Origin of the sequence: Cytobacillus sp. SAFR-174 (assembly GCF_051964675.1) — a bacterium.
In the GTDB taxonomy this organism is placed as follows: Bacteria; Bacillota; Bacilli; order Bacillales; family Cytobacillaceae; genus Cytobacillus.
This window is the reverse complement of the sequence record NZ_JBQCMZ010000004.1, coordinates 126,055-151,391: the sequence shown is the minus strand read 5'-3', so window position 1 is coordinate 151,391 and position 25,337 is coordinate 126,055. Positions and strand designations below refer to the sequence as shown.

The following is a 25,337-nucleotide window of genomic DNA, read 5'->3' as shown; positions in this document are numbered from 1 at the left end:
AGCTAACATCCATGAAAATCGAACGGAAAAAAATCTCGGCCCAGGTGCTGGATCAGCTGAAGGAAATGATAAAAGAAGGCAAGTTCCCGCCAAATGAGCCGATGCCATCCGAGAATGAACTGGCCAAACGGTTTGGCGTCAGCCGTGCGCCTGTCCGAGAGGCATTGAGCGTATTATCTGCCAGCGGGATCATTGAATCCAGGCAAGGCGGCAGAAGCTTCGTTAAAGAGGTTAATATGGCAGACATGCTTGGTTCGTTAGCGATTGAATACATTCCCGTGGAACAGGTATTTGAACTATTGGAAATGAGGATGGTTATGGAGACACAGGCAGCAGCAATTGCTGCCTTGCGTCGTGATGAGGACGACCTGGAAAAAATGAAAACGGCGCTCGATCAATTTGAAATCACGCTGACGAACCCTGAAGCAGTTGGCGATCAGGCCGACGTGAATTTTCATAAATACCTGATTGCAGCAACGAAAAATCGCTTCATGATACAGGTAATGGAAAACATCGATGATCTGTACCGGAAAGCAATTGCGTTTTCCCTTCAGAAAAACGTGGGCCTTCCGGCAAAGCGCGAACAGGTATATCAGGAGCATATGAGCATTTTTACAGCTATTCAAGATCAGGATGAAGAACGAGCGGCAAAGGCGATGCGGGTGCATCTTGAGAATGTGACAAAGAAATTGAAGGTGAACGAATGGGAAGGAAAGAAGGTGCCATGGTGATCACCGAACAGATTGTTGAGCGGCTTAAAAGCATCATGGGATCAGAAAAGCGCATTCTGCTTGAAAAAGCGGACCTGGTTTCTTATTCATACGACGGCTCATTTGGAGCCTATATTCCGGAGATCATCCTGCAGCCTGTCTCGACAGAGGAAACGGCGGGCATTGTAAAGGTCGCCAATGAACTGAAAATACCCGTCTATCCAAGAGGCAGGGGTACAAGTCTGAGCGGAGGCCCGCTCCCTGTCCACGGCGGGATGGTCCTTGATTTTTCCAGATGGACCCAAAAGCTGATCATTGACCCGGAGGATACCGTTGCGATTGTATCTCCAGGTGTTATAACTGCTGATATTGACCGTGAAGCAAAGCGGCATGGGCTGATGTATCCGCCAGACCCAAGCAGCTCCCATGTTTCCACAATCGGAGGGAATCTCGCAGAAAATGCAGGCGGCCCGCGCGGTTTAAAGTACGGGGTAACGAAGGATTACGTCTTGGGCCTTGAGATCGTCACGCCGGAAGGGGACATCATTCGGACAGGCGGACGGACGGTCAAAAACGTTACAGGCTATGACCTGACGAAGCTGATCGTTGGATCCGAGGGGACGCTCGGCATCATCACAGAGGCCATCCTTCAGCTGATTCCAAGACCGCAGGCAACCCAGACAATGATGGTCATTTTTGATGACATTATTGATGCCGGAAAGGCGATATCGGCTGTGCTCACATCCGGCATCCTGCCTTCCAAAATGGAAATTATGGATCAGGCTTCGATCCAGGCTGTGGAAGAGTTTCAGCCGATCGGGCTCCCGACAGATGTGGATGCCATTATCCTGATTGAGCTGGATGGCCATCCAATCGCCATCAGGGATGAAAGCGAGCAGGTGAAGCAGGTGTGCCTGGAAGTTGGGGCGAGAGAAGCCATCATTGCCAGGGATGAAGAATCCGCCGGGAATCTGTGGAAAGCAAGAAAACTTGTTTCGCCGGCCATCGTCAGGAAAAAGCCGACGAAAATATCCGAAGATGCCACCATTCCAAGAAGCAAGATACCTGAGATGTTCAGAAGGCTTCAGGAAATTAAAGCGAAATATGAAATCGACTTAGTCGTATTCGGCCATGCGGGTGATGGAAATCTGCATCCGAATATCATAACTGATAAGCAGGATAAAGAAGAAATGAAGCGCGTGGAAAAAGCGGTGGAGGAGATTTTTACCGCAGCGATTGAATTGGGAGGAACCCTCTCAGGCGAGCATGGAATCGGGACCATGAAGGCACCGTTTATGGAAATGGAGCTAGGTGAAATGGGCTTGGACATGATGAAACGAATGAAAAAAGCTTGGGATCCAAACAACATTATGAATCCGGGCAAAATTTTCCCAGAGACAAAAGGGCAGAGGCTGGTGTTAGTCCATGACTAGCCAGCTCGCCTATAAAGAAACGTTTGACTGTGTCCAATGCGGCTATTGTCTCCCGGCATGCCCCACATACGCCAGCATGGGGAAAGAAAGGCACTCTCCAAGGGGACGGATCAATCTTGTGCAAATGGCGGCGGAAGGAAAAATAACCATCGAAGAAATTACCGAATCGCTGGAGCTCTGCCTCGGCTGCCGCGCCTGTGAGACGGCATGTCCAACCAATGTTCAATATGGAAAAATCCTCGAGTCTTTTAAGCAAGTAAAGAGGGCCGAAGCACCATCTCCATTCGTGGAGAACATGGCTCTGCAGAAGGCCTTGCCGAATAAAAAACTGCTGGCAGCCATGAGAGCTTCACTTCGGGCCTATCAGAAAACAGGTTTGGATTCGATTGCCCGCAAAAGCAAGGCCCTCGGCATTCTTCCAGAACAGCTTAGGGCTTTTGAAGAGATCGCTCCGGCTGTGGAAATGCCAAATAAACAGCTGAGAACGGGCATCCTTCTGCCAGAGCGTGAGCCGAAAGCCCGTGTCGCGTTTTTTACAGGCTGTATTATGGATGTGTTTTTTGCCAAAATCAATGACCTCAGCATCAAGCTGCTTCAGCATGCCGGCTGCGAAGTCACCGTAATCAAGGAACAGACCTGCTGCGGTGCGCTTCAGAATCATAGCGGAGATACGGGAACATCCAGAAAATTGGCGAAGGAAAATATTGTAGCTTTTGAAAAAGGGAACTTTGATTATGTGGTAAATGCGATTGGCGGCTGCGGTGCGATGCTTGTTGAATATGATCACCTACTCGCAGAAGACCCGGAATGGGCAGAGCGTGCCAGGGTGTTCGCCCAAAAGAATAAAGATGTAAGTGTAATACTGAACAAACTCGGAATCAGTTTCACCCGGGAACTCTCAGGTGCTGTAACCTATCAGCCATCCTGCCATTTACTAAATGTGCAGAAGGTGGCGGAAGATCCCGTTCAGCTCCTCGAAGGCATACCAGGCATTACATATGTTCCGCTTCCGAAAGGGGACATGTGCTGCGGATCGGCCGGAATCTATAATATTGTTCACTATGAAGAGTCCATGGAAATACTCGACACTAAAATGGAACAAGTCCAAAGCATCTCGCCTGACACCATCGTCACGTCCAACCCTGGCTGCCATCTGCAGATGTGCCTCGGGGTGAAACGTGAGGGGCTTGAAGACAAGGTGCGTGTTGTCCATATTATTGAAATACTGGCAGAAGCCTGCGGAATTGATCATAAATAAGAGAAAGGGTGGAGGATCATGTACGATTACATCATAATTGGCGGGGGCATTGTCGGCCTTTCAACAGGAATGGAGCTGCTGAACCGGTTTCCATCAGCAAAAGTGGCCATCCTGGAAAAAGAAAGCCACGTGGCGGCCCACCAGACAGGCCATAACAGCGGTGTCATCCATTCAGGAATTTACTATAAACCTGGCAGCTATAAAGCCAGGCTTGCCAAAAAAGGCAGTGAGTCCATGACAGAATTTTGCCGGAAGCATGGGCTTGAAGTGGATATCTGCGGGAAAGTCATTGTCGCGAGCGAAGATTTCGAGCTGCCGCTTTTGGACGATTTATATCAGCGCGGGCTGGACAACGGACTTGGAATCAGAATGATCGATCAGGGGGAGCTTCATGAAATAGAGCCGCATGTAAATGGAAAAAAGGCTATCCATGTGCCAATGGCCGGAATAGTCAACTATAAGCAGGTTTCGGAAAAAATGGCTGAGATCATTACAGCAAAAGGCGGGGACATCCTGTTGAATCATAAAGTATTAGCCATTGACGAAACAGCTCAGGAAGTAATCGTCCAGACCAGCAGGGGAGAGATAAGAGGAGCTTACTATGTAAACTGCGGCGGCCTGCAGTCAGACCGGATCGCCAAGCTTGCCGGATTGAAGACGGATGTCAAAATCGTGCCATTCAGGGGCGAGTATTTCATGCTCAAGCCGGAGAAAAGCAGTCTCGTCAAAAATCTGATCTACCCTGTGCCAAATCCTAACTTCCCGTTTCTTGGGGTCCATTTTACCCGCATGATTAACGGAGCTATTGATGTGGGGCCGAATGCCGTTCTAAGCTTTAAAAGGGAGGGCTATAAAAAGACGGACCTGAATGTGGCAGACCTGATGGATGTTATGGCTTATAAAGGCTTCTGGAAGCTCGCAAAGAAATATATGAAAGAGGGAGTGGAAGAAATGATCCGCTCAGCATCCAAGGAGCTCTTCATGAAAAATGTCCAGAAGCTTATGCCGGACATTCAGAAGGATGATATTGTTCCCGGGCCGGCCGGTGTCAGAGCACAGGCCTTGAAGGATGATGGTTCATTAGTCGATGACTTTTTCATTGTGCCCAGCAAACGCTCCATCCATGTTTTAAATGCACCATCTCCGGCCGCGACGGCTTCCATAGAGATTGGAAAAGAGATTGTCAGGAAGATGGACGGGATGTTTAAGATGGAATCAGCTGTTTAATAAAAAAATGGAGAATAATTCAAATCCCCCTAAACCACAATATGGAAGAAGGGGGATTCTTATATGAAACTAACTACAGCGATCAGGCTGCTTCATTTGGTCATTCCTTGGCTGACCATATTCTTTCTGCCCAGGAAGTCATTCAATAAATTTTCGACTGTTTCTGTTTTCGCAGGTATTTTAGTGTTAATTTTAAGCACTCTGGCCATTCCCTTTAAATGGTGGACAGTGGAGGGCGGCCACTTCAAGAAATTGCTCAATGACCTCACCTTTATTATGGGCCCATTCTTTATCGGAACGCTATGGATCTTTCATTTTACCTTTGGCAGCTTCAAAAAGTATTTGGCTGTGAATGCCATCATGGATCTGCTGTTCGCATACCCGCTTAACTACTTATATCAAAGGTTGAATTTATATAAGCTCGTAAAATTTAAGCCCACCCATATTTTCCTGTTCTTCACCTCTTATGCCTGGATTATTTACGGGTACCAGGAATTTTTTCACCGGAATAACCGGTAAGAAAAAGCCGCTCCATTATGGAACGGCTTTTCATATTAAATCAGCATTCACCATTATGGCACTCGACCCCAATTACCCGGAAGCCATTTGCATCCATTTCCTTCTTGATTTTTTCCAGGGTCTCCTCTGTCGTATCTTTTGGCAATGTAAAAAGGACGCGGCGGATCAGACTGACATGGAAATTGGATGAATCCAATGAGATGACGCCCTGGATATCGCTGTACTTGCTGATTATGCCCGTCATCTTTTTCAGGGTTCCCTGTGTGCCATAGCTGCCCACAGTCAGCGTATAGCTGCCGCGGTTCAGCCCCCACGCTTCCTCCAGAAGTTCCAGTACAGCTGCATGGGTCAGCAGTCCGGCAAAATGGCCCTGGTTATTTTCAACCGGAAGATAAGGATATCTTTTCAGCGTGAAGAAGGCCTTCATGAAAGAGTCGTCCTCGTCGATCACGGTATGCTGGTCTTTAGCCAGAACCGTAATCCGTTCATCCAGAGAATGAGTCTCCTTATATTCTAAAATATCAACCTTATAGATGTTGCCGGCAAACTTTGTATGTGTGGAATCCAGAATTGGGACACAACGGTAACCTGTTTTATTTAAAAACTGCAGCGCCTGTTCCAAATTGAATGTCTCATCACAAAAATGAACATCTTTTTTCTCCACCATCTGATGGCGAATTAGCATGCGAACATCCTCCTTTACCCCAAACCTTCTCTATTCTATGCGGGTGCTTTTTCGGCCATGATAAGAAATTAAGTGATTCCCCTTACGAAAACTTGTAAAATAAGAAAAAACCATCATCATGAAAGGTGCTGAAAAGAACGTGGAAAGCATTACAGTTGTATCGCTGCTGGATGTAATTGGGGAGCTGTTTTCCGATGAGATTTCCATAGCGGTTTCCAATACGAGTGAATATATTTATTACCGGCCGAGCAAGCGCATCGATTTGAAAATCAGGCCGGGGGACATGGTTAAGGAAGGGACCATCGCCTATAAGGCTTTAGGGACACAGCAAAGAGTCTCGGAGTTTATCGACCGTGATGTGTTCGGTGTTCCGTATCACGGCATGGCTGTGCCATTTTTGCATGAAGGGAAGCTTGAAGGCTGTGTAACAGCGATTTTCCCGGCTTTGACGGACGGCAAATCGGTTGTGACAATGAAAACGAATGATGGCTGGATTCCGATTCCTTTTTCCGAAGTTGTCTGCCTTGAGGCAAAGGATAAGAAGACCTATGTACATACTGGCGGCCATTCAGGCACCCATAAATACTCGCTGCAGGATTTTGAGTATTCGCTGCCGAAGGACAGTTTCATCCGCTGCCACCGCTCATTCATTGTAAATGTTAATCATATCAAGGAAATCTTTCCTGATACCCATTCCACCTTTCTCCTCGTCATGAAAAATGGGGACCGGGTGCCTGTCAGCCAGTCCTATTCCAGCTATTTCAGGAAATTGCTTGGTTTTTAGAAAATTCTTTCTGTTTCAGCTGTGAAATTTGCTGTTTTATCGGAATTTTCCGTAAGATAACCGGAAAAATCCTGGCTCCCTCTTTATCCGGGTAAAATGATTACATATATCTTGATAGAGGGGATGAGCATCATGGAGAAACATTTAGAACGGATTCGCGACAGCCGCCTGCATGACCGGGTAGTTACACCTGAAGAAGCAGCATCCTGGATTCAGGATGGCATGACTCTGGGGCTAAGCGGCTTCACACGTGCGGGTGATGTGAAAGCGGTGCCATTTGCGCTCGCTGACCGTGCCAAACATGAGAGCTTTAAAGTGAATGTGTATACTGGGGCTTCTTTGGGATCTGATGTGGATAAGCTTTTTGCGGAAGCCGGAATTTTAGGAAAAAGGCTGCCATTTCAGGCCGATCCCACCATGAGAAAAGGGATTAATCAGGGGGATTTTCTGTTTGTCGATCAGCATTTATCCCACACGGCAGAGCTTATCCGCGCCAATGTCATGGATCCGATTGATTTCGCTATTTTGGAAGCGGTTTCTATCTCGGAGGATGGGCTGATCATTCCGTCTACTTCTATCGGAAACTCGCTGTCTTTCGCGGAAAATGCCAGACATATCATTGTTGAAATCAATTTGGCACAATCCACACAGCTGGAAGGATTGCATGATTTATATGAACCTGGCAGGCAGGGGGAGCGGAATCCGATCCCGCTGACGAAAGCCGACGACCGTATCGGCGATCCGGGAATTAAAGTGGATATGGATAAGGTGAGGGGAATCGTATTCACGAATCAGCAGGACTCTCCTTCGACGATCGTGCCGCCGGATGAAGAAACCGCCATTATGGCTCAGCATCTGCTTCAGTTTCTACGCAGGGAGATTGCAGCAGGAAGGCTGACAAATAGCCTGGCACCGCTGCAGTCGGGTATTGGCTCGGTGGCGAATGCCGTGCTTCATGGAATGCTCGACTCTGAGTTTGAGAATCTGGAAGTCTATTCAGAAGTGCTGCAGGATGCTGTATTTGACTTGATGGATGCCGGAAAGGTGAACTTTGCTTCCTGCTGTTCTATCACACTATCAGATGAAAAGATGAAAGAGGTTTTCACGAATTTTGACCGGTACAGGGACCGTTTAATCATGCGTCCTCAGGAGATTTCCAATCACCCTGAAATCATCCGCCGCCTCGGCTTGATTTCAATCAATACAGCATTGGAGCTTGATATCTATGGAAACGTGAACTCAACCCATGTCCTGGGAACGAAAATGATGAATGGCATCGGCGGCTCCGGAGATTTTGCGAGAAATGCCCGACTGGCAATCTTCGTGACGAAGTCTATTGCCAAAGACGGCAAGATTTCAAGCATCGTCCCATTCGTCTCCCATGTCGACCACACCGAGCACGATGTAGATGTCATCGTAACAGAGCAGGGCTATGCAGACCTGCGCGGGCTTGCTCCAAGGCAGCGCGTGGAGTTGATCATCGAGAATTGTGCACACCCGCTGTACCGCGACCAGCTTCGCGACTATTACCGGGAAGCCCTCACAAGAGGCGGCCAAACACCGCACGTACTGGAAAAGGCACTCTCCTGGCACACAGACTTTGCAAAAAATGGAACCATGCTGAAAGAAACAGCGGCAGCTGCTGGCCGTCAGTGATGAGATAGTGACAGGCACCTATACCACTTCATCCAAGTGGTATAGGTACCTGTCACTTTTAATGTTACAATGATAGCTATACTAACAAAATGATTGGGTGAATTTATGAGTAATGCTATCAAATTAATCGCGGCTTCTAAATATAAGAATAGTTTTAGGGATGGCTATCCGCTTGTGACGGAGGAGTCGGTGCAGCGGATTCCGAAGGGCATCGAAGAGGGTGCGGTCATTGAGCTGACTGATGAGAGCGGCCGGTTTATCGGCAAAGGTTATTATGGAAAGCAGAATAAAGGCAGGGGCTGGATACTGTCGCGAAATCCTCAGGAAACCTTTGATGAAGCATTTTTTGCGAAGAAATTCCAAGAAGCGTTAAGGAGACGGGAAGCTCTGTTCCGTGATCCAGATACAACCGCCTTTCGGGTTTTTAATGGAGAAGGAGACGGAATCGGAGGCATCACGATTGATTATTATGATGGCTTTTATGTGATCAGCTGGTACAGTGAAGGCATTTATACGTTCAGGCATACGGTGATACAGGCATTCATGAACCGTGCTGATGTAAAAGGATTGTATGAAAAGAAACGGTTTGCTGTAAAAGGCACTTATATAGAGGACGATGATTTTGCAGCAGGAGAGCGGGCCTCTTTTCCGCTGATGGTGAAGGAGAATGGAATCCGCTTTCCCATTTATCTGAATGATGGCGCCATGGTAGGTGTATTCCTTGACCAGAGGCATGTCCGGAAGACGATCAGGGACAAGTATGCGGAAGGAAAAACGGTACTTAACACGTTCTCTTATACGGGCGCTTTTTCAGCTGCTGCCGCATTAGGGGGAGCAGTGAAAACAACCAGTGTCGACCTTGCCAACCGCAGCAAAAGCAAAACCATTGAAATGTTCAGCGTCAACGGCATTGATTTTGAGGCACAGGATATCATTGTGGAAGATGTGTTCAACTACTTCAAATATGCTGTCCGGAAGCAGCTGGCATTTGATATGGTTATTCTGGATCCTCCAAGCTTTGCCCGTTCCAAAAAGCATACTTTCAGCGCCAGAAAAGATTATCCGGAATTGCTTGCACAGGCCATTCAAATCACAGAAAAAAACGGAATCATTGTGGCCTCATCCAACTGCAGCACATTCAATATGAAAAAATTCAAAGACTTTATCAAAAAAGCGTTCGCACAAACAGGTGACCGCTACAAAATCCTTGAGGAATTCACCCTTCCTGAAGACTTCCGCACCATTAAGGAATTCAAAGAAGGAGACTACCTTAAAGTAGCATTCATACAGAAACTGTAATAAAGGGGTGACAGGCACCTATACCACTTCAGCCAACTGGTATAGGTGCCTGCCACCTTTTTATTCATATTTACCCCGCAGTTCCTTCATCTCTTCCACCAGATTCTTCCCGATATCCTGTGAAAAGTCTTCATAGATGGGATCCAGCACAGCTTGCCATTCCTGCTTTTCTTCCGGTGTGAGTTGATGAATCTGAATGGAGGAATTCTGCCTGATTTTTTCAAGCAGTTCTTCGTTCATGTCAAAGGCCATCCGGCTGTTCCATTCAGTTGTTTCTTCCATTGCCTCGAGCAGAATCTTCTTTGTTTCCTCACTCTGCTCATTCCAGACCTTCCCGCTCATCATAACCGCATATCCCAGATAGCCATGATTGCTGATTGTCATATGCTTTTGCAGGTTATAAAATTTCTTAGAGTAGATATTGGAAACTGTGTTTTCTTCGCCATCCACTTCACCTTCTTCCAGCAGCTTATATGTGGAATTGAAGGAATCCTGAATAGCTTTTGCCTTCAGGCGGCTGAATTGGGCTGATATCACATCACTTTGCATGATACGGAAGGATTGCCCTTTCAGATCCTCCGGTTTTTGGATAGGACCCTTATTCGTGGTGATCTGCTTAAATCCATTTGGCCAGTGGGCGAGCCCTTTAATACCGTCCCCCTGAAGAGAATCAAGCAGCTGCTTGCCGATATCCCCATTCAGGCCATCAAGTGCAGCTTCACGCGAAGGGAAGGCAAAAGGCAAATCCAGCACGGCCCATTTCGGGGAAAGCATCCCAAGTTTAGAGGTGGAAGGGGCAATAAAGTGAACCTGCCCTTCCTTAAGCGCATTAATTTCTTCAATATCAGAATAAAGGCTGCCGTTTGGAAACACTTCTATTTTAATATGGCCATCCGATTTTTCGGCGACAAGCTCTGCAAACCTTTGGGCTGCAAGACCCTTCGGCGTATTTTCAGCCACCACATGGCTGAACTTGAAGACAATTTGATCCTTGAGCCCTTCCTGGTCATCATCGTAGGGAAGCTTTTCTCCCGGAAAAAAGCTTCGATAGCCAAACAAGGCAGCCAGCAGCAAAACCATGCCGGCAAGGAGAACATAGCTTTTCATTTGAATCCTCCTTTTTAAAACTATTAATGTTATCATACTTACAAGAATTCTATCCGTAAAGACAGAAGGGAGGGACCCCTTGTGAATCAGATGCCCATCCGCTGGAAGATTACCATATTGTCTTATGCTGTCGTTATTTTTTCTTTATTGATTGGCGGGATGGTCGTGATTGCAAACATCCAGGAGCAGGAAGAAAAGGAACTGAGGATACGCTCGATGAATACCGCCAGAACGGTGGCAGAGCTGTCAGATGTGAAAAAAGGAATCCTGCAGCCGCAGGGCTGGAAGACGGTTAACAAAGTTGCAGAGGAAATCCGGATTATTAATGAAACAGATTATATCGTAATCATGAATATGGAGCGTATCCGCTATTCCCATCCGGTCAGGGAGCTGATCGGCAGGCCTTCATCAGGTGAGGATGAGAAACCTGCTTTTGCCGAGCATATTTATTTTTCCAAGGCTGAGGGAGACGTCGGCAAATTTATCCGCGCATTCATCCCGATTAAAGATGAAAGCCTCAATCAAATCGGTGTGGTTGTTGTCGGCAATAAGATACCTTCGATTACGGAGATTATCACAGATCTGGCAGACGAGATCAGCATCATTGTGCTTTTGACGCTCATATTTGGACTGATCGGCTCTTTAATGCTCGCCAATCATATTAAAAAGCAGATGTTCCAGCTGGAGCCCCATGAAATCAAACGGATGCTGGAGGAAAGGACAGCCACTTTCCATTCGATCAACGAAGGCGTAATCGCGATCGATAACCAGGAAAACATTACGATTTTCAATGAAAAGGCAAAGAAAATTTTTAGTGTGTCAGGCAAAGTCGCAGGCAAAAAAATCAGAGACGTGCTAAAAGACACAAGGCTTCCCGAGATTGTAGAAAGTAATCGTGCTGTCTATAACGAACAGATCATTGTTAGCGGAAAGGTCATCCTGAGCACCAGAATTCCCATCCGGAAAGACAATGAGAAAATCGGAGCTGTGGCCATCTTCCAGGACCGCACGGAAGTTACGAAATTGGCCGAAGAGCTGACAGGCGTAAAAAGCTTTGTTGAGGCGCTCAGGGTCCAGAACCATGAACACATGAACAAGCTTCATACCATAGCCGGATTGATTCAGCTTGGAAAAGCAGACCAGGCGTTACAGCTGACCTTCGACGCGTCTGAAGAGCAGGAAAACCTTTCGAATTTCCTCAGCGATAAAATCAGGAACGATGCCATTGCAGGGCTTTTATTAAGCAAAGTACGGCGCGGCAAGGAATTGGGCATCACGGTGGTCATCGACCCAAACAGCAATCTGGAGGAGTTTCCGAGCAACCTGGATCACCATGACTTTGTTTTGCTGCTGGGCAATCTGATTGAAAATGCTTTCGGGGCTTTTGAGCATAGTGAACGTGAAGATAGAAAAATTGACATCAGCATTGAACAGACGGATGAGATTTGTGCGGTACTGGTGGAAGATAACGGCAGCGGGATAGAGGAGGCGATAATGCCGAAAATATATGAAAAAGGATTTACCGCCAATAAATCTGGCGGGACAGGCTACGGGCTTTACCTTGTCAAACAAATTGCAGAAAAAGGCGGAGGAGCGATCGAGGTTTCATCAAACAGGGGTGAAGGAACCTCGTTTACAATCGTTTTTCCGATGGAAGCGGAGGGAGAATCATATGGCGGTTAAAGAAGAAATCAGTGTGCTGCTGATTGAAGATGACCCAATGGTCCAGGAAGTGAATAAAGAATTTATTGCAAGTGTGCCCGGCTTTACAATCATTGCTGCGGCCGGGAATGGGGAGGAAGGCATTGCCCTGGCGAAAAAGCTGCAGCCTGATCTGGTGATTTTAGATATTTTTATGCCGAAAAAAGATGGTATTCAAACTCTGCAGGAATTCAGAAAACAGCACCTTGATTCTGATGTCATTGTCGTTTCTGCCGCAAAAGATAAGGAAACCATTAAGCTGATGCTTCAAAACGGCGCCAGGGATTATATTATCAAGCCCTTTAAGCTGAACAGGATCCAGCAGGCCCTCGAAAAATACCGCCATTACAGAGAGAGCCTGAAGGAAGCAGGCACTCTGTCACAAGAACAGCTTGATGCCCTGATTTATGCCAGGCAAGCGAAAAAAGAAGTAAATGTTCTGCCGAAAGGGCTGAATGAATTCACCTTAAATGAAATTACTGCTTTCATGAAACAGCAGACCGAACCCCGCTCTGCCGAAGAAGTCGCGCACGGCATCGGCATTGCCAGAGTCACCGCCCGCCGCTATCTTGATTATCTTGAAAAAAACGGTGCGATCCGGCTGGATGTGCAGTACGGAGGCGTGGGCAGACCTGTGAATCGGTATGTCATCGTTTAGCTGCATTGCTTGAGACCAAAATGAACAAAACATCCGTTATGACCATAAACTTCTCTCTTTTATCTGAAAACGCTATCATTTCTAATAGAATGAATAGTTAGAAAAAGGGAGCTGAGATTAGAGTGAAGAAGCAGCGGATTTATAAGAATCTAACCTTTCAGGTGTTAACGGCTATTTTTATCGGTGTTATGGTCGGGCTGATTTGGCCGGAAGTCGGAAAAGAAATGAAGCCGGTCGGCGACACCTTTATCAACGCAGTCAAAATGGTCATCGCCCCAATTATTTTCCTGACCATCGTCCTTGGAATCGCGAAAATGGGCGATATGAAAAAAGTCGGCAAGGTAGGCGGCAAAGCGTTCATCTATTTTGAGGTTGTTACTACACTTGCTTTAATGATCGGCCTGATCGTCGTTAATGTCATTAAACCAGGTGCAGGCCTGAACTTTAATGAATTGGAAAAAGGAGATGTTTCACAGTATACATCCAATGGAGGAGAGGGCATCAACTGGATTGAGTTTGTGACACATATTGTTCCTTCCAACATGGTGGATGCCTTTGCAAAAGGAGATATCCTGCAGGTCTTATTCTTTTCTGTTCTATTTGGTGTCGGCTTGGCGGCTCTTGGTGAAAAGGGCAAAATCGTCATTGAATTTTTGGATAAGCTGTCCTTAGTCTTCTTTAAAATCATCGGCTATGTCATGAAGGCAGCCCCGCTTGGAGCATTTGGCGCCATGGCCTATACAATTGGGCATTTCGGACTGGCATCACTTGTACCGCTTGGTAAACTGATGATTTCCGTGTATGTGACCATGTTCTTATTTATCTTTGTTGTTTTGAATATCATCTGCAAAATGTACGGATTCAGCTTATGGAATTATCTGAAGTTCATCAAAGATGAAATTTTGATCGTATTAGGTACAAGTTCTTCAGAATCAGTGCTTCCGAGAATGATGGATAAAATGGAGCGCATCGGCTGCTCCAAATCGGTTGTGGGCCTTGTCATTCCAACAGGTTACTCCTTTAACCTGGATGGTACATCCATCTATCTGTCCATGGCGGTTGTCTTCTTAGCCCAAGTGTTCGGAGTGGATCTGACAATCGGCCAGCAGATTACGATTCTGCTTGTACTGATGCTGACTTCAAAAGGTGCAGCTGGAGTAACAGGCAGCGGATTTATCGTATTGGCCTCTACACTTGCAGCCCTTCAGGTTATTCCTCTAGAAGGATTGGCGCTTCTTCTTGGCGTAGACCGTTTCATGAGTGAAGGAAGAGCGATCGTGAACCTGATCGGAAACGGAATCGCAACAATGGTTGTAGCAAAGAGCGAAAATGAGTTTGATGAAAATAAAGCTAAGAAAGCCATCAGTGATATGAAATTAATGAAGCAGGAACAGCAAAAGCAGGCAGTATAAAGGGAAAGGCCATTCTCCGCTAAGGGAATGGCCTTTTTTGTCGAAAGCCCCCAGTGCAGACGACAATTCCTGCAGCTATTTCCCGGGAAAAAATCAGAAATGAGAATGCTTTCATGTCATTTCAATCAAATGTTTGATTGAAAAGTAAATTGTTGAATAAACACGAAAGGTAAACAAAATTTAGAAAGTTTTAAAAATTATATGGTATATTATTTTTAAAAAACAGTGACAGGCACCTATACCAGTTGGCCCAACTGGTATAGGTGCCTGTCACCGGAAAGAAGGGTTTACATCGTGAAGCGCTTAAAGGTTCATTATGCGTGGATAATTTTAGTGCTGACGTTTTTGGCTTTGCTCGCAGCGCAGGGTGTCCGATTGTCGTTCGGCGCGTTTATGGCGCCTTGGGAGCATGAGTTTTCCGCTAATCGCAGTGTTATTTCCTTCATTGCTTTCGTCAGCTATATTGTTTTTGCCATTTCACAGCCGTATGTCGGCCGGCTGATTGATAAATACGGCATCCGTTATATTCTGTCCTTCAGTATCCTGATTATTGGATTTTCAACGCTTCTGACCTTTTTTACCACCAATCCCGTCCAGCTGATGATCATCTACGGCGTGATTGCCTCCGTTGGCTTTGGGGGTGCATCCAATGTAGCGGGAACGATGGCAGTGGCGACCTGGTTTGCCGATAAAAAGGGTATGGCAATGGGACTGATGTCTGCAGGAACAGCCGCAGGGCAGCTTATTCTCGTCCCGCTTTCCTTATTCCTGATTAATCTGCTGGGCTGGAAGACAACCGTATTTGTGCTCGGCTCCTTTTTGATTGTAATCATTTTCCCGCTGCTTTTGCTCTTTATCCGCTCGAAACCGGCCGATCTGCAAATCGATGCTTATGGAGCAAAAGTGAGTGTAAGTGAGGAGGGGAAGCAGGGGAAAAAGGAAGCGCCAAAAGGAACGATATCCATATTCCAGCTCTTAAAACGGAAAGAATTCCTGTTTCTCATGCTCCCGTTTTTCGTGTGCGGAGTCACCACTACTGGCCTGATGGATACTCATCTGATTCCCTTTGCCCAATATTGCGGATTTTCGCCTGGCGTAACGGGAGCTGCTGTCAGCCTGCTGGCCGGCTTTAATATTCTTGGAACTGTCGTTTCGGGGTTCCTCGCAGACAAGTGGAATTGCAGAAAAATCCTTGCCTTTCTCTATGGAGTGCGGGCATTAACCATTGTTCTTCTGCTCGTCATCGTAAATGATGCTTCCTTGTTTGGCTTTTTTGTCACTCAGTCCCATCTGCTCATTCTGTTTGCTATCAGCTTTGGGATTGTCAATTTTGCCACCGTCGCACCAACCATGAAACTGGCTGCAGAATATTTCAAACATCTGTCCGCAGGAGCCGTAATCGGCTGGATTTATTTGAGCCATCAGCTGGGTTCAGCTCTTGGTTCATTCGTCCCTGGTGTATTATTTGATCTGACAGGCAGCTATGACAGCTCTTTCATTGCATCCATCATTCTTCTGGTATTCGCATCAGTCTTCAGCATAATGCTTCCAAGCCAGGGGGCAGACTATCAGTATGCAAACAGCAGGGAATTGGCCGACACATAGGTAGGAGCTTAAAAGTGACACTTTATTTCTCTTCGGTTAAAATAAAAATATTGTAATAACAGTTCGGTTAGGGGAGACGGGCATGCATCGTAATCATGATCTATATCAATTTTTCTTTGAGAAAACATGGGACTTAACAGAAGAATGGTATAAAAAAGTGAACAAAGAAGAAAGCGGAGGGATTTATACCTCGGAAGACCCCTCTGTAATTGAAAAAGTTAAAAAGCAAAATTATGAATTCCACAAGCAGTTCTCCGAAGTCTTCCATAAAGAAGAAGAAGCGTTCTTTAATGATTTGGAAGTCTGGATTGTCAAAGTGGCGCAGGATGATGAACATCTCCGCACCCCTCTTGAGATGATCCTCAAGGAGTTCTTTAACACTCAGGAACAGTATTTAAACCTGCTTGAGCAGTTCCTTGAAACCAATCAGGGCCAATATGATGACAAACAAATCGCCTTATGGCGCAGGATGATCATCAGAACCATTGGGGAAGTAGTTACCTGGTTCACAGAAGAGTATAATAACCATTCCCAGAAGAGGCTGCAGGCTCAGCAGGCTTTAATTCTTGAGCTCAGCTCCCCGGTCATTTCATTGACAGAAGATATTGCACTTCTGCCGCTTGTCGGGGATATTGATACAGCACGAGCAAAAATCATGCTTGAAAATACACTGCAGCAATGCAATAAATTAGGCGTCAACCAGCTGTTCCTTGACCTTTCAGGAGTAGTCATGATCGATACAATGGTAGCTCATCAGCTATTCCAGCTGATCGAAGCGCTAAGCCTGATCGGCGTAAAGACCACAATCTCCGGTTTAAGACCGGAAATTGCCCAGACCGCAGTACAGCTGGGGCTGTCTTTTGATCATGTCAGCATCAAATCCACGCTATCGAGTGCCATTAAATCAGCGAACATCATAGCAGGTTAATAAAAAACACGATGAAGACTGTCTTCATCGTGTTTTTGCATCTATTCCAATCCTTTAATGCTCATTTCCTTCACAGGCAGGAATGCCTCACCTGTATCCAGATAGTTAACGCTGACCTGATCGCCTTCCTGCAGATAAATGGCCATCGGCACGGTTTCGGATGAAACCACATAGCTCTGCCGGTTGTCCAGAAGGAATGATACGACCGTAAAATCACCGGACTTCTCCTTGTACACCCGCACCACAGTGCCGCTTATCTGTTTTTCCTCTGCCTTCGAGCTTCCGTCTACTGTGCCTCCGCCCCGCTGCAATGCAGTTTTATACAAACGCAATGCTTCATTTGGCGTCGTTCCATAAGCGGAAATTTCCGGATTGGCAGCTGATACAATGAAGTAGTTCTGCAGGAATCCGTTGGCATCAAGCACAGGCGTCAGCCAGCTTGCTTCCCCGTAGAAGTTATACAGAACAGGCATTTCCCCGCTCCATTTCTTCTCGATGAATTTTTTCTCGATAATCTGGAGGGCACCCTGCGAATCCATATAAGATTCTTCAAGATTGCCTGTAAAGAAGGTCGCTTCGCCTGTCCTTGAATTTGTCAGAGAATAGCCAAGCATTGAATCAACGCCTTCTTTTGGACTCGTAAAATCAGTGAAGTAGTACATGTCGCCATTTTCATCAAAAATAGGGCTCACATTGGCTTCTGTTCCTTCATCAGATGGAAGCCTTACATCTGACTTTCCGAATTTGCTGTTCCAGAAGCCATGGACATAATTCCCGAAATAGCTGTTCTGCAGACTGACCGTCTCAGGAGAAACTGCTCCATCAATAAAGGCCGGCACATCCGCAAGTTTATAAGACTTCGTCTGTCCGTTCAGCGGGTCAACCATGACCACCCCTTGAACCTCAAAGCCATTCCTCGCCGAAATAAACTCTCCATATGAAAGGATATAAAACGGCTTTCCATCGTCATTCACTTCCAGCTGCATATCTCCGTAAAAAATGGCCTGCGGATACTGCATCCGGATATGGCGCTCTAAATTTTTATTAAAATAAGAGGATGGCGTGTACACCATATCGCTTTTCACAAACTTTGGATTAGCTGAGGAATCAGTCGCGCTAATTGTAAAATAGCCTGGTGTCTTATTCCCATTCCACCATTTAAAAAAGCCCGAAAACTCTACAGGCGCAATATACACATACTCTCCATTGACTTTCTGGATCTGCAGACTGCCAAGTTCATAATAACTCGTGTTCGGGACCTGCCCGAAAGCCTTCTTCATCTTATTGCGTGCAAACTTAGGCGGCACGCTCGCCGGTGTTTCTTTTTCATCAAATGTTTCAATCTCCGTTTTTTCCTTCATTTTGGCACTTTCATATTTATCATCTGCATTAAACAGGAAAGCTGTCAGAAAGAAAGCTCCTGCAGCTAAACTAAGGACAAACACACCTGTTTTGATCATACGCTCCCGGCCAGTCGCGAAAACAGCCCCCATTACAGAAGCGAAAACCGCAAACAGCCACAAACTAGTCAAGTTCCGGTCCAGATTGGTGAGGTAATACACGGCAAAAACAAGCAGCACAGATACAGCTGCGGTGGCGGCCATGATTCCGGTTCCCAGTTTCCTTCCTTCCTTTTCCTTCGCCTTCGGTTTATAGCTGAACGGAATCAGCAGGATCGAAATCGCCAGTCCGGCGATGAGTGAAAAAATAAATATATTTCCCATTATGAATCTCTCCTAACAATAAGGTCGTTACAATCCTTTACGGGTGAAATTCAAAAAAGTTTCAAAAAGCTGATCCTTAAGTGTTCTTGTGCATCAGGACAGCATAATCCTTAAAAGGAAGGAATTTTCTGCACTGAACCCGAATAGGATTAGCATTCCCATTGTTAAGGAGATTTTTATGATCAGATATGAATTGGCCATGCCCGACTATAATCAGTTATTTCAGTTATATGAAAATGACGGCTGGAATGAATTTTTGAAGTTGCCGAAAGAAACGCTTTATAGAGCGATGGAGCAGAGCTGGATCGTGGTCAGTGCCTATGATGGAGAGTGCCTGGTCGGGACAGGACGCATTATTTCAGACGGAGTGATTAATGCTTACCTTTGCGGTTTAATCGTTGATCCAGATTATCGCAGCCGGGGCATCGGCAAGGAAATGGTACGAAAGCTTGCAGCAGAGTGCTCGAAGGACCGGCTGCATTTACAGCTGCTGGCAGAGGAAGAAAAGGCGGGTTATTACGAGAAGCTGGGCTTTGAGGTTTTTACATTAGGCTTAAAGTATAAAGTCTCAGTCTAAAGCAGTAGCCGCTTTCAGCCGAAACGGCGATTTAACAGAACGTTTCCGATAGTAAAATGGTGAATATAACCAGTATGAGAAACGGAGGCATTATCTATGGAAAAATATATATGCAAAACGTGCGGAACGCAATTTCCACCATGCGACGATCATCCTGAAAGCTGCCCAATCTGCATGGAAGAGCGCCAATATATTGGACACGGCGGACAGGAGTGGACTACTTTACATGAAATGAAAGAAAGCGAAAATTATACGAATGAAATAAAGCGGGAGGAATCCAATCTTTACAGTTTGAAAACAGCTCCGGAGTTTGCCATCGGCCAGACGGCCTATCTTATTCAGCATAACGGTTATAATCTGATGTGGGATTGCATCACCTACCTTGATGAGTGCACGATTGAAGCCATAAAAGAACTGGGCGGAATTAGCGCGATCGCACTGTCCCATCCTCATTATTATTCAGCACAAGTTGAATGGGCAGAAGCATTCAATGCGCCGATCTATATCCATGAAGATGACAGGGAGTGGGTAATTAGGGAAAGTGACCACATCATTTTCTGGAGCGGAGAAAGTTTTAAGATTCATGATGGCCTGGTGATCCACCGCCTCGGCGGCCATTTTAAAGGCGGTGCTGTCCTTCATTGGGAAAAGGGGAATGGGAGCAAAGGCGTCATGCTTACCGGCGACATCATTCAGGTCGTTGCGGACAGGGATTGGGTCAGCTTCATGTACAGCTATCCGAACCTCATTCCGCTTCCCGCTGAAACGGTTGAACGGATGGCCGGCAAAATCAAACCGCTGTCATTTGACCGGATTTACAATGCGTTTCACAGAGTGGTAGAAAAGGAGGCAGACCTTGCAGTGCAGCGGTCAGCCGAACGGTATGTTAAAGCAATCAGGGGCGAGCTTTTTCAGACCTGAAGTTGGCTCTATGGGTGGAAATTTAGTAAAATAAGGTAATAGAATGGGAGGGAACAAGATGTTAAAGAAACCTGTATTGGATGAGTATGCACCGTATTATGAGAAATATGTCAGCTCTGTACCGGAAGGGGACCTTCTGCAGATCCTCGATGGACAAATGAAGGAGACAATCAATCTGGTAAAAGATCTGAATGAAGACCAGGCGAATTTCCGCTATGCTCCGGAAAAATGGACGGTTAAGGAAGTGATCGGCCATATTACAGATACTGAACGCATCATGAGCTACCGCCTGCTTTGCATTGGCAGAGGGGAGATGGCTGAGCTGCCGGGATATGATGATAACCAGTACGTAAAGAATGGCAAATTTAACCGCTTCAGCATTGAGGAGCTTTCAGCACAGCTGTCCCAGGTTCGCCAAAATACGATTTCTTTACTGAAAAGCCTGGATGATGAGGCATTGCTAAGGCGTGGAAATGCGAACGGCACCGGGGTAACTGCCCGGGCCATTGCCTATATTATTGCCGGACATGAACTTCACCACCGCACCTTAATCAAAGACCGGTATATGGGTGCCGAAAGCTTTGGTGGAGCACATGAATAAGCATGAAATAGCGAGCTGGCTCAAGTCCCTTCTGATTGCCTTTGGAATCGCACTGGTCATCAGAGTCTTTCTTTTTTCACCGTACTATGTGGAAGGTGCCTCCATGGATCCGACCCTTCATGACGAGGAAAAAATCTTTGTTAATAAATTTGAAGAACTGAACAGAGGCGATATTGTCATCATCAGGGGTGATGAAAAGAACTATGTAAAGAGATTAATAGGTTTCCCCGGCGATGAACTGGAAATGAAAAATGATCAGCTGTATATTAACGGCCAGCAATGGGATGAAGACTACCTTGATGAAAATCGTGAAGCAGCAGAAGGAATTGTCAGCAAATTGACCGGTGACTTTGGTCCTCTCACGGTTCCGAGTGATCACTATTACGTCATGGGGGACAACCGCCTTGTCAGCCTGGACAGCCGAAATGGGCTCGGCTTTATTGGGAAAGAGCGCATCATCGGCGTCAGTGAATTTGTCTGGTATCCTTTTACAAGCATGAGAAAAGTAGAGTAGCTGCAGGAGCGGCAAAGAACGCTCTTTTACTTAGATAAGGCAACTCTTAAAAATCTATTCAAAAGAAAGGATGTTTTTTACATATGACAAGAATCGGATTAATCCGGCACGGAATCACAGCCTGGAATAAGGAGGGACGGGCACAGGGAAGCTCGGATATTCCCCTTCATGAAGAAGGTATGGCTGAGGCAGAACGTCTGGCCGAACGAGTTAGCGGCGAAAAATGGGATGTGATCTACTCCAGTAATCTCTTAAGGGCAAAGCAGACGGCAGAAGCGATCCAGGAAAAAATCCGCTCCATTCCCCTTCACCTCGATCCGAGGATTAGAGAAGTCGGCGGCGGAATGATTGAAGGCACAACTGAAGCCGAACGACTTGAAAAATGGGGCACGAATTGGCGTGAAATGGACCTTGGTTTCGAGCCGAAAGAAAGTGTTATGAATAGAGGGCTTGGCTTCCTTCAGGAGATTACAGAAAAGCATCCGGATGAAAACGTGCTGATCGTAAGCCATGGCGCCTTTATTCGTCATCTGTTAAGAGAACTGGTTCCGCAGACAGACCTTTCCACTCCGCCGAAGAACACCTCCATCACGGAACTGTTAATAAAAGAAAGCAAGTGGAACTGTGAGCTGTATAACTGCACGAAGCATTTGGAGGCGGAGCAGATAGAATCATAAATGAAATTGCATAAGCCATAGAGGCCGGACAGGCGGAATCGAAGGCGGGAAAATAAAAGCCTCCCCGAAACGGGAGGCAAAACTTACCTGTACATATTTTAATTTATTTTCTTTTTATCTTTACTTAAGATCGTCAGCTCATATGGGTCATTTCGAATATCTTCTGCTTTTTCATGTGTTTGTAAGAAGCTCTCGATTTCCTCTTCAATGCGTTCTGCCAGCACCTTTGCATCCGGGTCATCTGCTTTCACGGTTGTTTTCACCTTTATTTGCAGCGGGAGAGGATGGAAAGAGTATGAAAACCCTTTTACCTTGAATTCTTTGTTTTCCATCAAGCCGCTTGCGATGACGTGAATGACTCCGGATTCATCCCATCGCTGTTCCTGTTCTCTGGCTTCCATATCAATCTGTCTAATGTCATATTTGAACCCTTTTCCATATTCACTTGAAATCGAATTCAATAAACTATTAAGCTCGTCAGTCCTTTTTTCGGTCTTCGGGATAGCTACAAAAATATATTTCTCAATCTCATTAATCCTGGCCTGAACTGGGAAGGCCATCGTGTAATGATTCTCTTCAAGCGCTTTAATGATCTTTTGTTCCAGCTCCAGGCTGTCAGCTTGCTGCTTTTTCATTTCAGGGGTTTCTTCTGGTATCGTGTTATCACGTTTGTCCCTTTTTATTCTGATATCATACGCACCAAAGTTATGAACTTTTAATGAGTGACTGAAGGTTTTTTTTACTTCTTCTTTAATGCCGTTTACTTCCGCCTTTGTTCCTCCAAGCCAGACGGTTAACTCTTTATCAGGGATGGAGGCATCCATTCTTCTCAAGTCATAGCGATGCTTATTAGCAGTATCACTAACGACATCATATAAAGCATATTTGTATTCTTCCTGTTTTATAAATACGCTGAAGTAAGGAATCTTGGCGGCTACCTTTGCCATTCCGGGAGAAAAATAAGCAGTTCCGATAAAAAGTATGAACAAAGCTGCTGCAGCTGTGCCTGCATAAGCCCATTTCTTTTTCCGGCTTATTCTTTCTTTCTTTTGAAAAGAATATGAGTTAGGTCTTACAGCTTTTAATACCATTTCTTTCTGTTTATCCGCGAATCGAATTTGATTATCTGGGTATTTAAAATGATTGGTCATGTCTGTTCATCTCCCTTCTCTGAAAGAACGTCTTTTAAGGAATTTCTTGCCCGGTGAAGCCGCGATTTGACTGTATTCATATTTAAGCTCAGGAGGTCGGAAATTTCGGTCAGCGTTAGTTCTTCATAATAGTGAAGGATAATGACTTCACGCATTTTCAATGGGAGCCCAAGAACTCTGCTATACAGATACTCCTTATTTTCTATGTGAAGCAGCTCAGTCTCAACAGAATCCATTCGATCTGCCAGCAGGGATCCAATCCATTCTTTATAAAACAAATTTTTATAAGACCAGCTTTTTAAAACATCCTTGCATTTGTTGACAGTGATCCTGTAAAGCCAGGTTTTATAGGCAGCTTTCTTCTGAAAACCTTCAAGGTTCTGATAGCAGCTAATAAAAACTTCCTGAGATACGTCTTCAGCCAGCTGCTTTTGTTTTAAATAGGAGAAGGCAACCCTGATAACCATGTCCCCATATATATCCATTAGCCAAATAAGCTTCTCTTCTTTGGACTCTGTATCGGATTGAAGGGGCGGCCCTTGATTGTCTGTTATTTTTACCAGCATGTTTATGCTCCTTTCGTTGGTAACATTTAGACGAGGGGTACTGCCTGGAGGTTCCATAAAAATTGGAAAAAAGAAAAACAGCAGTGTTGACCCTGCTGTTTTTTGTTAATCCTTATGTATTTCCGACTTGAAAATCGGAAAAGTAAAGCTGAAAACAGTTCCTTTATCGACTTCGCTTTTGACCCGGACATTGCCATCCATGGCCCTTACAATACTGAATACGACCATCATTCCAAGCCCGGTTCCTTTGGAGCCTTTAGTAGAATAATAGGGTTCTCCCAGGCGCTGAATCTGTTCGGAAGTCATGCCCACGCCGGTGTCTTTTATTTCGATGATGATTTGGCTGCTGCTGTAGTGCGTTTCTATGTATAACTGCCCGCCGCGCGGCATAGCCTCAATTGAATTTTTAATTACATTCAAGAAGCATTGGTGGAATTTTTGCCGATCTCCCTTAATAGATCCGAGGAGGGAAAAGTGGGCATTGATTTCGACGGAATTCTGGTTGGCTGTCGGCTTTAATATATTCAATACCTGCATGAGCTCTTTTTTTACATTGATCTCCTCGATCTTATCCAAGGATGGCTTGGAAAAGGTTAAATAATTCTGGATGACCTGCTCCGCTGATTCAAGTTCAGCCTTCACAATGTTCAAATATTCCACCCTTTTTCGCGGTGGCAGCCGCTGCTCCTGCAAAAGCTGAACAAACCCGATAGCGGCTGTCAGGGGATTGCGGATTTCATGTGAGATGGCTGCACCCATTTGCTCGACAGCTTCAAGTTTTTCGGTCCGGACGAGATTCTCACGCATATCCAGATTCCTTTTAGCAAATTCAAATACATATGTAATCATAAAAACACCCAATGGCGGAATCATCAAATAGGCAAACCAGGCATCGAACCGGTTTTGTGGCGGCGCGCTTATTTCCATTACTATGACCGTCAGTACACTTAAAATCAGAGTAATAATAACCGAAAAGCGAATCCTTTTTCGGGGCACCTGCTTCCAAAACCAGGGATAGAGCTTCCAAAGAATAATTCCCAGGGGCAAATATAAAAGAATATTAGAATAAAATCCAGGCTCTATTCCATAAAAACTTCTCATCAAAATCACAGTTCCGGCTAATGCAAGGCCAATCCCCGCATATAAACCGCCGATGATGACAGGTATCAATCGTAAATCAAAAAAATAATGGGGGCTTGTCTGATAGGAAAACTGAAAGCATATCCAGATCATAAACAAAAGCCATACAAAAGAGCAGCCTTTGGAAAACCGGAATTTAGAACTTTTTTCCGCCCATACAAGCACAACAAACAAGATAACGATCAAAAGCGATAGATTAAAGAAAAGATGCTTGGTAATTTCCATCGTTTCACCTGCCTCTTCGTGAGGTTATAAGAAAATTCTATATTGTTTTACTATTATTGACAATACTCAATTGCTTTTTTTATATAACATTGTCACAAAAAACAAAAATTTGATAAGCTAAAGAACCAATTCCTGTAAATAAACAAATGAGATTTCAAGTGATTTAAACGGAAGTTTTACGCTGCTTTCTTTTATTTTGCTGTTTACCTCCTTTAATGTAGGGTACTTCAATTGTAGATACATACGTAATCCAGAAGCA

General features: G+C 45.4%; 24 protein-coding genes. 18 read left to right on the top strand and 6 right to left on the bottom strand.

All coding sequences use genetic code 11. From position 1 onward, the window contains the following. Nucleotides 1–11 precede the first annotated feature (11 nt). The 5 genes from ACTHRG_RS06050 (at nucleotide 12) to ACTHRG_RS06030 (ending at nucleotide 5,147) form a co-directional block, all read left to right on the top strand. Nucleotides 12–731 carry a FadR/GntR family transcriptional regulator gene (locus ACTHRG_RS06050; protein WP_076257689.1) on the top strand — a complete coding sequence of 240 codons (720 nt, stop codon included), beginning with the start codon at nucleotides 12–14 and terminating at the stop codon, nucleotides 729–731. After that, nucleotides 725–2,143 (top strand): FAD-binding oxidoreductase, encoded by a 1,419-nt coding sequence (locus ACTHRG_RS06045; protein ID WP_076257804.1) that lies wholly within the window; start codon nucleotides 725–727, stop codon nucleotides 2,141–2,143. Before ACTHRG_RS06050 ends, ACTHRG_RS06045 begins: the two co-directional genes overlap by 7 nt. Further along, nucleotides 2,136–3,401: a (Fe-S)-binding protein gene (locus ACTHRG_RS06040; protein ID WP_076257688.1), complete on the top strand. Its 1,266-nt coding sequence runs from the start codon at nucleotides 2,136–2,138 to the stop codon at nucleotides 3,399–3,401. The genes ACTHRG_RS06045 and ACTHRG_RS06040 overlap by 8 nt, the downstream gene beginning before the upstream one ends. Nucleotides 3,402–3,419: 18 nt before the next feature. Then, the gene (gene lhgO / locus ACTHRG_RS06035) at nucleotides 3,420–4,628 is read left to right on the top strand and encodes an L-2-hydroxyglutarate oxidase (RefSeq protein WP_076257687.1); all 1,209 of its coding nucleotides are present in this window, start codon (nucleotides 3,420–3,422) and stop codon (nucleotides 4,626–4,628) included. Nucleotides 4,629–4,691: 63 nt separating this feature from the next. Next, complete coding sequence (locus ACTHRG_RS06030) at nucleotides 4,692–5,147, top strand: hypothetical protein (RefSeq protein WP_076257686.1); 456 nt, start codon at nucleotides 4,692–4,694, stop codon at nucleotides 5,145–5,147. A 40-nt stretch (nucleotides 5,148–5,187) separates the two neighbouring features. On the opposite strand, the gene cbpA is transcribed toward ACTHRG_RS06030, so the two are convergent. Continuing rightward, nucleotides 5,188–5,832 carry a cyclic di-AMP binding protein CbpA gene (gene cbpA / locus ACTHRG_RS06025; protein WP_076257685.1) on the bottom strand — a complete coding sequence of 215 codons (645 nt, stop codon included), beginning with the start codon at nucleotides 5,830–5,832 and terminating at the stop codon, nucleotides 5,188–5,190. 139 nt (nucleotides 5,833–5,971) lie between these two features. Between cbpA and ACTHRG_RS06020 the strand changes: the two genes are divergently transcribed. From ACTHRG_RS06020 to ACTHRG_RS06010, 3 genes are all read left to right on the top strand, one after another. Then, nucleotides 5,972–6,616 carry a LytTR family DNA-binding domain-containing protein gene (locus ACTHRG_RS06020; protein ID WP_076257803.1) on the top strand — a complete coding sequence of 215 codons (645 nt, stop codon included), beginning with the start codon at nucleotides 5,972–5,974 and terminating at the stop codon, nucleotides 6,614–6,616. Nucleotides 6,617–6,748: 132 nt separating this feature from the next. Beyond that, nucleotides 6,749–8,272 carry an acetyl-CoA hydrolase/transferase family protein gene (locus ACTHRG_RS06015; RefSeq protein ID WP_076257684.1) on the top strand — a complete coding sequence of 508 codons (1,524 nt, stop codon included), beginning with the start codon at nucleotides 6,749–6,751 and terminating at the stop codon, nucleotides 8,270–8,272. Nucleotides 8,273–8,377: 105 nt separating this feature from the next. Beyond that, nucleotides 8,378–9,571, top strand: coding sequence for a class I SAM-dependent rRNA methyltransferase (locus ACTHRG_RS06010; protein WP_076257683.1), 1,194 nt, complete (start codon nucleotides 8,378–8,380; stop codon nucleotides 9,569–9,571). Nucleotides 9,572–9,631: 60 nt separating this feature from the next. Here the strand turns inward: ACTHRG_RS06010 and ACTHRG_RS06005 are convergent, their stop codons facing one another. After that, nucleotides 9,632–10,678, bottom strand: a complete 1,047-nt coding sequence (locus ACTHRG_RS06005) for a TRAP transporter substrate-binding protein (RefSeq protein ID WP_076257682.1) — start codon at nucleotides 10,676–10,678, stop codon at nucleotides 9,632–9,634. A gap of 90 nt (nucleotides 10,679–10,768) precedes the next feature. Between ACTHRG_RS06005 and ACTHRG_RS06000 the strand changes: the two genes are divergently transcribed. The 5 genes from ACTHRG_RS06000 to ACTHRG_RS05980 all read left to right on the top strand — a co-directional run bounded on the left by ACTHRG_RS06000 (nucleotide 10,769) and on the right by ACTHRG_RS05980 (nucleotide 16,982). Beyond that, on the top strand, nucleotides 10,769–12,361 hold the full coding sequence (locus ACTHRG_RS06000) for an ATP-binding protein (protein ID WP_440230865.1): 1,593 nt from the start codon (nucleotides 10,769–10,771) through the stop codon (nucleotides 12,359–12,361). After that, nucleotides 12,351–13,037 carry a response regulator gene (locus ACTHRG_RS05995; protein WP_076257680.1) on the top strand — a complete coding sequence of 229 codons (687 nt, stop codon included), beginning with the start codon at nucleotides 12,351–12,353 and terminating at the stop codon, nucleotides 13,035–13,037. The genes ACTHRG_RS06000 and ACTHRG_RS05995 overlap by 11 nt, the downstream gene beginning before the upstream one ends. A 122-nt stretch (nucleotides 13,038–13,159) precedes the next feature. Further along, complete coding sequence (gene dctP / locus ACTHRG_RS05990) at nucleotides 13,160–14,449, top strand: C4-dicarboxylate transporter DctP (protein WP_076257679.1); 1,290 nt, start codon at nucleotides 13,160–13,162, stop codon at nucleotides 14,447–14,449. Between the two features lie 294 nt (nucleotides 14,450–14,743). Continuing rightward, entirely contained in the window at nucleotides 14,744–16,054 is a 1,311-nt protein-coding gene (locus tag ACTHRG_RS05985) for an MFS transporter (protein WP_076257678.1), read from the top strand. Nucleotides 16,055–16,136: 82 nt separating this feature from the next. Further along, nucleotides 16,137–16,982, top strand: coding sequence for an STAS domain-containing protein (locus ACTHRG_RS05980; RefSeq protein WP_076257677.1), 846 nt, complete (start codon nucleotides 16,137–16,139; stop codon nucleotides 16,980–16,982). Nucleotides 16,983–17,023: 41 nt separating this feature from the next. On the opposite strand, the gene ACTHRG_RS05975 is transcribed toward ACTHRG_RS05980, so the two are convergent. After that, nucleotides 17,024–18,706, bottom strand: a complete 1,683-nt coding sequence (locus ACTHRG_RS05975; protein ID WP_076257676.1) for a hypothetical protein — start codon at nucleotides 18,704–18,706, stop codon at nucleotides 17,024–17,026. 178 nt (nucleotides 18,707–18,884) lie between these two features. Here ACTHRG_RS05975 and ACTHRG_RS05970 point away from each other — a divergent pair, with 178 nt between their 5' ends. The 5 genes from ACTHRG_RS05970 (at nucleotide 18,885) to ACTHRG_RS05950 (ending at nucleotide 21,996) form a co-directional block, all read left to right on the top strand. Next, on the top strand, nucleotides 18,885–19,283 hold the full coding sequence (locus ACTHRG_RS05970; RefSeq protein ID WP_076257675.1) for a GNAT family N-acetyltransferase: 399 nt from the start codon (nucleotides 18,885–18,887) through the stop codon (nucleotides 19,281–19,283). A 96-nt stretch (nucleotides 19,284–19,379) separates the two neighbouring features. Next, the gene (locus ACTHRG_RS05965) at nucleotides 19,380–20,204 is read left to right on the top strand and encodes an MBL fold metallo-hydrolase (RefSeq protein WP_076257674.1); all 825 of its coding nucleotides are present in this window, start codon (nucleotides 19,380–19,382) and stop codon (nucleotides 20,202–20,204) included. A 58-nt stretch (nucleotides 20,205–20,262) separates the two neighbouring features. Further along, the gene (locus ACTHRG_RS05960; protein ID WP_076257673.1) at nucleotides 20,263–20,805 is read left to right on the top strand and encodes a DinB family protein; all 543 of its coding nucleotides are present in this window, start codon (nucleotides 20,263–20,265) and stop codon (nucleotides 20,803–20,805) included. Further along, entirely contained in the window at nucleotides 20,798–21,319 is a 522-nt protein-coding gene (gene lepB / locus ACTHRG_RS05955) for a signal peptidase I (RefSeq protein WP_076257672.1), read from the top strand. The genes ACTHRG_RS05960 and lepB overlap by 8 nt, the downstream gene beginning before the upstream one ends. Before the next feature lie 83 nt (nucleotides 21,320–21,402). After that, a complete protein-coding gene (locus ACTHRG_RS05950; protein ID WP_076257671.1) occupies nucleotides 21,403–21,996 on the top strand; it encodes a histidine phosphatase family protein in 594 nt (197 codons plus the stop codon). 98 nt (nucleotides 21,997–22,094) lie between these two features. Here ACTHRG_RS05950 and ACTHRG_RS05945 read toward each other — a convergent pair whose 3' ends face one another. The 3 genes from ACTHRG_RS05945 to ACTHRG_RS05935 all read right to left on the bottom strand — a co-directional run bounded on the left by ACTHRG_RS05945 (nucleotide 22,095) and on the right by ACTHRG_RS05935 (nucleotide 25,078). Continuing rightward, entirely contained in the window at nucleotides 22,095–23,147 is a 1,053-nt protein-coding gene (locus ACTHRG_RS05945; RefSeq protein WP_076257670.1) for a DUF4030 domain-containing protein, read from the bottom strand. Beyond that, nucleotides 23,144–23,713 carry a sigma-70 family RNA polymerase sigma factor gene (locus ACTHRG_RS05940; RefSeq protein WP_076257669.1) on the bottom strand — a complete coding sequence of 190 codons (570 nt, stop codon included), beginning with the start codon at nucleotides 23,711–23,713 and terminating at the stop codon, nucleotides 23,144–23,146. The genes ACTHRG_RS05945 and ACTHRG_RS05940 overlap by 4 nt, the downstream gene beginning before the upstream one ends. 105 nt (nucleotides 23,714–23,818) lie before the next feature. Beyond that, nucleotides 23,819–25,078, bottom strand: a complete 1,260-nt coding sequence (locus ACTHRG_RS05935) for an ATP-binding protein (RefSeq protein ID WP_076257668.1) — start codon at nucleotides 25,076–25,078, stop codon at nucleotides 23,819–23,821. Nucleotides 25,079–25,337: the final 259 nt, after the last annotated feature.

What these genes read in the sequence shown, in the direction of transcription:
- ACTHRG_RS06000 (WP_440230865.1), top strand. Translation starts at nt 10,769, where the DNA reads ATGCCCATCCGCTGGAAGATTACCATATTGTCTTATGCTGTCGTTATT.
- ACTHRG_RS05945 (WP_076257670.1), bottom strand. Translation starts at nt 23,147, where the DNA reads ATGACCAATCATTTTAAATACCCAGATAATCAAATTCGATTCGCGGAT.
- ACTHRG_RS06045 (WP_076257804.1), top strand. Translation starts at nt 725, where the DNA reads ATGGTGATCACCGAACAGATTGTTGAGCGGCTTAAAAGCATCATGGGA.
- ACTHRG_RS05970 (WP_076257675.1), top strand. Translation starts at nt 18,885, where the DNA reads ATGATCAGATATGAATTGGCCATGCCCGACTATAATCAGTTATTTCAG.
- lhgO (WP_076257687.1), top strand. Translation starts at nt 3,420, where the DNA reads ATGTACGATTACATCATAATTGGCGGGGGCATTGTCGGCCTTTCAACA.
- ACTHRG_RS05935 (WP_076257668.1), bottom strand. Translation starts at nt 25,078, where the DNA reads ATGGAAATTACCAAGCATCTTTTCTTTAATCTATCGCTTTTGATCGTT.
- ACTHRG_RS06005 (WP_076257682.1), bottom strand. Translation starts at nt 10,678, where the DNA reads ATGAAAAGCTATGTTCTCCTTGCCGGCATGGTTTTGCTGCTGGCTGCC.
- cbpA (WP_076257685.1), bottom strand. Translation starts at nt 5,832, where the DNA reads ATGCTAATTCGCCATCAGATGGTGGAGAAAAAAGATGTTCATTTTTGT.
- ACTHRG_RS06040 (WP_076257688.1), top strand. Translation starts at nt 2,136, where the DNA reads ATGACTAGCCAGCTCGCCTATAAAGAAACGTTTGACTGTGTCCAATGC.
- lepB (WP_076257672.1), top strand. Translation starts at nt 20,798, where the DNA reads ATGAATAAGCATGAAATAGCGAGCTGGCTCAAGTCCCTTCTGATTGCC.
- ACTHRG_RS05980 (WP_076257677.1), top strand. Translation starts at nt 16,137, where the DNA reads ATGCATCGTAATCATGATCTATATCAATTTTTCTTTGAGAAAACATGG.
- ACTHRG_RS05940 (WP_076257669.1), bottom strand. Translation starts at nt 23,713, where the DNA reads ATGCTGGTAAAAATAACAGACAATCAAGGGCCGCCCCTTCAATCCGAT.
- ACTHRG_RS05960 (WP_076257673.1), top strand. Translation starts at nt 20,263, where the DNA reads ATGTTAAAGAAACCTGTATTGGATGAGTATGCACCGTATTATGAGAAA.
- ACTHRG_RS06010 (WP_076257683.1), top strand. Translation starts at nt 8,378, where the DNA reads ATGAGTAATGCTATCAAATTAATCGCGGCTTCTAAATATAAGAATAGT.
- ACTHRG_RS05965 (WP_076257674.1), top strand. Translation starts at nt 19,380, where the DNA reads ATGGAAAAATATATATGCAAAACGTGCGGAACGCAATTTCCACCATGC.
- ACTHRG_RS06030 (WP_076257686.1), top strand. Translation starts at nt 4,692, where the DNA reads ATGAAACTAACTACAGCGATCAGGCTGCTTCATTTGGTCATTCCTTGG.
- ACTHRG_RS05975 (WP_076257676.1), bottom strand. Translation starts at nt 18,706, where the DNA reads ATGGGAAATATATTTATTTTTTCACTCATCGCCGGACTGGCGATTTCG.
- ACTHRG_RS06050 (WP_076257689.1), top strand. Translation starts at nt 12, where the DNA reads ATGAAAATCGAACGGAAAAAAATCTCGGCCCAGGTGCTGGATCAGCTG.
- ACTHRG_RS05950 (WP_076257671.1), top strand. Translation starts at nt 21,403, where the DNA reads ATGACAAGAATCGGATTAATCCGGCACGGAATCACAGCCTGGAATAAG.
- ACTHRG_RS05995 (WP_076257680.1), top strand. Translation starts at nt 12,351, where the DNA reads ATGGCGGTTAAAGAAGAAATCAGTGTGCTGCTGATTGAAGATGACCCA.
- ACTHRG_RS06015 (WP_076257684.1), top strand. Translation starts at nt 6,749, where the DNA reads ATGGAGAAACATTTAGAACGGATTCGCGACAGCCGCCTGCATGACCGG.